Raw genomic sequence first — 6,418 nt, forward strand, 5'->3', positions numbered from 1 at the left:
AAAAGACGTGACACTTGAACACATGAATTTTTTATAGCCAATTTTTCACACAAAGACAATTGTTAAAAAGGTACAAAAATACAATATTGGAAATGTGATGTTCAATGTCATTAGAAGAGAATAAGTCTATCGTTCGTAGGTGGATTGAAGAATATAATAAGCATAACTTGGACTCATTTGACGAGTTTATCGCACCAGATTATGTTGACCACACCAACCAAGTCGACCGAGACGGTCTCAAACAATTATTCACCATGGGTTTCACAGGCTTCCCCGATTGGCATGAAACGATTGAAGATATCATTGCTGAAGGGGATAAGGTGTGGGTTCGTCTTTCTTATACTGGGACCCATACAGGCGAATTTATGGGATTACCCCCAACTGGTAAGAAGATAACCTCTAAGGGTGTTGATATCTATCGAATCGTAAATGGTAAACTTGCAGAGTATTGGAACGTCATTGATAACGTGGATATGTTCAAACAAATAGGTGCTATCGAAATCACAGAAAAAGGAAAGAAACTCTTTCCAGAAGATGTCAAGTAACTAATTTGACTATAATAGCAAAACCTAATTTTTTAATGGTCTTCGAACATAAATTAGTTCATAAAGATATCATAAATATTTATCAATAATTCTCTAGCTAGAAAGAAACAATGAAGGACTTAGACGACTACAGAGAAATTGTAGGGGATGAAGTTATTTCTCAAATTCATAAAAAGGCAAAAAAACTGTGCGGAATACATGTTTTGCATATCAATTCCACCTATTATGGTGGTGGCGTAGCTGAGATGCTTTCTGCCCTTATACCACTTATGAACAATGCAGGAATAGACACGGATTGGAGGATACTTCGTGGGACTCCTGATTTCTTTACAATAACTAAGAAATTTCATAACGCATTACAAGGAGATCCTTTACATCTTAGCGATATCAAAAAAAGATTATATGTTCAAGCTAATCAAGATTTTTCTTCGTATTGTAGAATAGATCATGATTTTTTAATTATACATGATCCCCAGCCGCTCCCTCTTATAAAATTCTATAAAAAAAGGCAACCGTGGATATGGAGATGTCACATAGATATTTCTAATCCAAATAATAAACTTTGGGAATATCTGAAAAATTTTCTTCTTAGATATGATGGAGTTATTGTTTCTAATGAGAAATATAAAAGGGAAGATTTGCCTATAGAACAGAGAATAATATCTCCTGCCATAGATCCTCTTTCACCAAAGAATATAACAATTCCCAAAAGAGTAATTTCAAAATATCTTAGAAAGTTTGGGATACCTATGGATAAACCGCTCATAGCTCAAATATCAAGGTTCGATAAATGGAAAGATCCAGAGGGAGTTATCGAAGTATTCAAACTCGTAAAGAAAAAAGTCGATTGTAGGCTGGTATTATGTGGAAGTATGGCAACAGATGACTCAGAAGGTTGGATGGTATATAAGAAAGTAGAAAGAAAAGCAAAAGATTTGATAAAAAATAAAGATGTCATACTAATAACAAGTGAAAATAATATTGTTGTAAATGCGTTACAGAGAAGTTCTTCAGTTATAATACAGAAGTCGATAAGGGAAGGTTTTGGACTTACAGTAACCGAGGCTCTTTGGAAGGAAAAACCTGTTGTGGCTTCAAACACTGGAGGGATTCCCTTTCAAATCAAAGATGGTGAAAACGGCTTTTTGATCGATCCTTATGATAAAGAAAAGTTTGCAGACAGGATTGTTCAAATCTTGCAGAATCCTTCTTCAATAGAAGAAATAGGTAAAAAAGGAAAGGAAATTGTTGAGAAAAAATTTCTGATAACAAGACTCTTACTGGATTATTTAGACTTATTAAATCATTTATTAAAATAATTGAGTCTTAAATCGAATCGACAAATATCTTTTCTATACATTTCGATGACAGAATTTTCTTCTCTAACTGTTATGAGTTTCTAAATCCTATCATGTAGCTATTCACTTTCTTTATCAATATCAAATTTTTACTGAGTTGAGTTCTCTCTCCTTAGGGTATTCACTAAGGATTCAAAATATAATTCCTTGTTGCTCATACATATCAAACCTTAAAAAAGATTGTCTCATTTACTATAAGTAAAAAAGGCGATTTTGTGGGAAGGTTACTAATAGTCTCAAATAGATTGCCTATTAGCATAGAAAAAAAAGAAGGAAAGTTATTCTTCCAACCTAGTGCTGGTGGATTGGCTACAGGGTTAAGTTCAATTTATAATTCCTATAAGAGTCTATGGATAGGATGGTCAGGAATTACTAGTGAAGAGATGAAAGGAAAGGAAAAAGATGTTGAAGCAAGGTTTTCGTCAGAAGGCTATTATCCAGTTTCTCTCTCTAAATCCGATATTGAAGATTATTATCAAGGTTTTTGTAATGAGACCGTCTGGCCTCTTTTTCACTACTTCCCTCAGCATACAATATATGATAAAATTTTTTGGAAGGCATATAAAAGAGTCAACAAAGTTTTTTGTAATACGGTTTTAAAGGTCTTAAAGCCAAATGATTTCATCTGGATTCATGATTATCACTTAATGTTACTTCCAAAATTTATAAGAGAAAGATATCCGGAAGCAACGATTGGTTTCTTCCTTCATATACCTTTCCCATCTTTTGAGACATTTCGCTTTCTTCCATGGCGAAAAGAGATAATAGAAGGAATTTTAGGGTCGGATCTTATAGGATTTCATACATATGACTACGTCTGGCATTTTCTTGAAAGTGTTCGTCGCTTGACAGGTTACGAGCATACCTTTAATCAAATTACTGCTGTTAATCGAAAAATATTGGCAGATGCGTTTCCAATGGGCATAGATTACAAACGATTTTCCAACGTTGTACAAAAACCAGAAGTGCAAAGAGAATTAAATAGAATTCATAAAAAAGTAAAAGAAAGCAAGATAATTTTATCCATTGATCGTCTGGATTATACTAAAGGGATACTATTAAGATTAGAAGCATTCAATCTCTTTTTGGAAAAGCATCCAAAATACAAAAAAAAGGTAATTCTCATTCTAGTAGCAGTACCTTCACGAACAAAAGTAAAGTATTATAGACAACTAAAAAAGCAGTTAGATGAACTTGTAGGAAGAGTTAACGGAAAGCATGGTACTATTGGATGGATGCCAGTATGGTACCTATACCGTTTCTTACACTTTAACACCCTCGTCACTTTATATCATCTGGCCGATGTCTCCCTTCTTACTCCACTACGGGATGGGATGAATTTGATGGCTAAAGAATTTATTGCAACTAAAACGGATGGAAGTGGTGTCTTGATTCTCAGCGAAATGGCTGGAGCAGCACATGAATTAGGAGAAGCGATTATAGTCAATCCAAGCAACAAAGAAGAGGTTGCAGAAGCGTTGAATAAAGCCTTGTCAATGCCTTATGAAGAACAGAGAGAACGCAATGAGATAATGCAAAAAAGGTTACAACGGTATGATGTAGCACGATGGGCGAGTGATTTTAAAAATCGATTAATTGTCACTAAAAAGATTCAAGAAGAATTCTGTGCAAAGAGAATTGGACATAAAATAAAAAGTAAGTTGATCATTGATTACACTAAAAGTAAAAATAGGCTTATTTTATTGGATTATGACGGAACACTAGTTCCTTTTGCTGAAAAGCCTGAAAAAGCAAAACCAGATGACGAACTTTTAAAATTAATCGAAAGACTTACTATGCAACCTGAAAATAATGTAGTTCTCATAAGTGGAAGGAGTAAAGGGATTTTAGACAACTGGTTTGGTCAATTAAATATTGGGTTGATTGCTGAACACGGTGTGTGGATTAAAGAGAAAGGAAAGATATGGGAGATGATAGAACCTATAGAAAACGATTGGAAAAATGAGATAAGACCAATTCTTGAGACATATGTGGATCGAACCCCAGGATCCTTTATTGAAGAAAAAGATTTTTCCCTTGTATGGCATTATCGAAAGGCTGATGTTAAGTTAGGTATCGTAAGGACAAGAGAACTGATAGATGATCTTTTACATCTAACAGAGAACCTTAATCTTGGAGTTTTAGAAGGGAATAAGATAATTGAAATTAAGAATTCTGGAATAAATAAGGGTCGAGCCGCACTTAGATGGATTTTAAAAGGAAAATGGGATTTTATTTTAGGGATAGGCGATGATTTGACGGACGAAGATATTTTTGAAGTACTTCCTAAATTTGCATATTCCATCAAAGTTGGTTTCGGTTCTTCAAAGGCAAGATTCAATTTAGATTCTGTTAGCGAGGTGACATCTTTTTTAAAAGAGTTGGTTTAGACTCGATTATTAATTATTACTAAGAAGGTTTTTAACATAACGTATAAATCAAACAAAAGCTGGTACTATCAAACAATAGATTTAGAGAAAGCATTAAAAGACAATGAAAAGATGTTCCAACCTGAAGAGGAAGTTGCAGAGATACCTGCAAACCTATTCGATATTATTGTGGGCTATGAAGATAAAGCCAGTGCAAAGACACCCACGCTCGAAGATTTACATAGATTACCCTTAAAGTATTGTGAGTTTGGTTATTTTCAAAGCTAACGCTGATGTACGTCTGAGTGGCGTGCTGTAGTCTCAGCTTTCTTCATCTTACGCCTATGTTGCTTCTTGGATTTCGTCATCCTTAACACTGATCTATATTGAACGTGCTCCTATTAAAAAAGTTATAATAAAAAACATGGCTTCACGTGTTTACATTAAAAAAGATATTATTTTATTGCTAACGCTTCGATAAGATTCTCTAAATCCTATAGAATAAAGAAAGGCATTCTTCATCTTTTCCTTCTAAAAAAAATAGACCAAGGATTCATTGAACTCATAAGCAAAAAGATCAATAAAGTACATCCAAAATACATTCTTATCTCGGCTTGTCAGACTCCTTCGGTCGATCTATTAAAAGTAATCGTTCCATCTCTCAGCATTAGTTCATAGACGTCATTAACTTCAAACCTTATCCCCAATCGGTCATATTCTTCTTCTGTGAGAAAGAGGATCAACTTAGGGCTTCTCTTGATCATCTGGATAGGTGGAAGCAATCCCATATTTTGAATTTGGGAAACCACTCCCTGAACCATTCTTGCTTCATCGCTACTATCACTTGAACTAAAGGATTTTACAATATCAGCCACCAGTTCTATTCGCTTTCCTCTTGCTCGACCCCTCTGATCGGGCATACTTGAGATGCTGTGTACTCGAACCTTAATAGTCATTCTTTAATCAACTCTCCTCTACTTTCTTCACCAATATATTTTACCGTTTTGTTTGGTTCTAAAGGGGTATTAAAAAGCATCCGATTAAGATGTTGATATAAAATAATTTAAGTTAATAGATGTGAAAATAATTTCTATGAAAGTGAAAAAGAGCCCTTGGACTGCTTTGTTTCCTTGTCCTGTTGTTCTGGTTACTTGTGTAGATTCTATAGGAAAGCCCAACATAATAACTTTGGCATGGGTGGGAACAGTCTGTTCAAAACCACCTATATTAGGTCTGGGTATCAGTCCTAACAGATACTCCTATGGACTAATCGAGGATACTGGAGAGTTTGTTGCAAATATCCCAAATAAGGACATATTGAAAGAGGCAGACTTTTGTGGAATGATTTCAGGCAATGAAGTGGACAAGTTCTCTGAAACAGGTCTTACCCCAGAACCTGCTGAAATGGTAAAGCCCCCACTTATACGAGAATGTCCAGTAAATATCGAATGTGTTCTTAAAAAGAAGATAGTTTTAGGTGTTCACAACTTATTACTTGGCGAGATAGTCTATGTTCATGTTGATCAAGAAATTTTAGATGAAAAAGGAAAAATCAACTTCACAAAAGTAGCTCCTTTTGTTTACAATCAAGGTGAATACTGGAGCCTCAATCAGAAAATAGGTGTGCATGGATTCTCAAAATAAATACTCCTGACAATCAAAGAGGAAAAACCGTCCAAATCACTATAAACGAAATAAAAAAATCCATCGAATAAACTGACATTATAAAGTTTTAATCGTGTCAGGGATTAATCATTAGAGTCCACCCTTTTAATTTAACTACTACATTTATGATCATAGTAACGTTTATCATAGAGGCTTATCGATCTAAATAAGAATTAACTTTGAAATTGGTCAAGGATTTAATGAATGTCAATGTAATAAGTTTTAGGCAGAGTGAGAAGATCTCAAAGGTTGCCGAAACTTTTGTTAAACTAGGTATTAGTGGTGCACCTGTGATTGATGATTACAATAATGTAGTAGGCATAATCTCTGAGAGGGATATAATCGAGCTTTTCAAGTCAAAGTCAAGTATCTTAGGAAAGACAGAAGATTTAATTGATGACACACTCCAATTCTTTCATATCTATCCAATTGCATCTCTCAAGTTCAGAAGGACTATTAGAGAATTAAACCAAGAGGAGAA

At 34.5% G+C, this 6,418-nt stretch carries 7 protein-coding genes; 6 read left to right on the forward strand and 1 reads right to left on the reverse strand.

Features of this window, described 5'->3' with window-relative positions:
• The first annotated feature begins 104 nt into the window (after nucleotides 1-104).
• The 4 genes from L6N96_05720 (at nucleotide 105) to L6N96_05735 (ending at nucleotide 4,560) form a co-directional block, all read left to right on the forward strand.
• Entirely contained in the window at nucleotides 105-545 is a 441-nt protein-coding gene (locus L6N96_05720; protein MCP8323656.1) for an ester cyclase, read from the forward strand.
• Between the two features lie 110 nt (nucleotides 546-655).
• A complete protein-coding gene (locus L6N96_05725; GenBank protein MCP8323657.1) occupies nucleotides 656-1,864 on the forward strand; it encodes a glycosyltransferase in 1,209 nt (402 codons plus the stop codon).
• Between the two features lie 254 nt (nucleotides 1,865-2,118).
• Complete coding sequence (locus L6N96_05730) at nucleotides 2,119-4,293, forward strand: bifunctional alpha,alpha-trehalose-phosphate synthase (UDP-forming)/trehalose-phosphatase (GenBank protein ID MCP8323658.1); 2,175 nt, start codon at nucleotides 2,119-2,121, stop codon at nucleotides 4,291-4,293.
• Between the two features lie 111 nt (nucleotides 4,294-4,404).
• On the forward strand, nucleotides 4,405-4,560 hold the full coding sequence (locus L6N96_05735; protein MCP8323659.1) for a hypothetical protein: 156 nt from the start codon (nucleotides 4,405-4,407) through the stop codon (nucleotides 4,558-4,560).
• A 329-nt stretch (nucleotides 4,561-4,889) separates the two neighbouring features.
• Here L6N96_05735 and L6N96_05740 read toward each other — a convergent pair whose 3' ends face one another.
• Complete coding sequence (locus L6N96_05740; GenBank protein MCP8323660.1) at nucleotides 4,890-5,228, reverse strand: arcadin 1; 339 nt, start codon at nucleotides 5,226-5,228, stop codon at nucleotides 4,890-4,892.
• A gap of 136 nt (nucleotides 5,229-5,364) precedes the next feature.
• On the opposite strand from L6N96_05740, the gene L6N96_05745 reads away from it, so the two are divergent.
• Together L6N96_05745 and L6N96_05750 are read left to right on the forward strand one after the other, a co-directional pair.
• Nucleotides 5,365-5,916 carry a flavin reductase family protein gene (locus tag L6N96_05745; GenBank protein ID MCP8323661.1) on the forward strand — a complete coding sequence of 184 codons (552 nt, stop codon included), beginning with the start codon at nucleotides 5,365-5,367 and terminating at the stop codon, nucleotides 5,914-5,916.
• Nucleotides 5,917-6,122: 206 nt separating this feature from the next.
• Nucleotides 6,123-6,418: CBS domain-containing protein (locus L6N96_05750; GenBank protein MCP8323662.1), on the forward strand; the 296-nt coding region annotated here is incomplete at its 3' end.

Source organism: Candidatus Methylarchaceae archaeon HK02M2 (assembly GCA_024256165.1).
In the GTDB taxonomy this organism is placed as follows: Archaea; Thermoproteota; Nitrososphaeria; order Nitrososphaerales; family JACAEJ01; genus HK02M2.

Excerpts from the sequence above, each read along its gene's own strand:
- L6N96_05735 (MCP8323659.1), top strand. The coding sequence starts at position 4,405 with ATGTTCCAACCTGAAGAGGAAGTTGCAGAGATACCTGCAAACCTATTC.
- L6N96_05740 (MCP8323660.1), bottom strand. The coding sequence starts at position 5,228 with ATGACTATTAAGGTTCGAGTACACAGCATCTCAAGTATGCCCGATCAG.
- L6N96_05725 (MCP8323657.1), top strand. The coding sequence starts at position 656 with ATGAAGGACTTAGACGACTACAGAGAAATTGTAGGGGATGAAGTTATT.
- L6N96_05745 (MCP8323661.1), top strand. The coding sequence starts at position 5,365 with ATGAAAGTGAAAAAGAGCCCTTGGACTGCTTTGTTTCCTTGTCCTGTT.
- L6N96_05720 (MCP8323656.1), top strand. The coding sequence starts at position 105 with ATGTCATTAGAAGAGAATAAGTCTATCGTTCGTAGGTGGATTGAAGAA.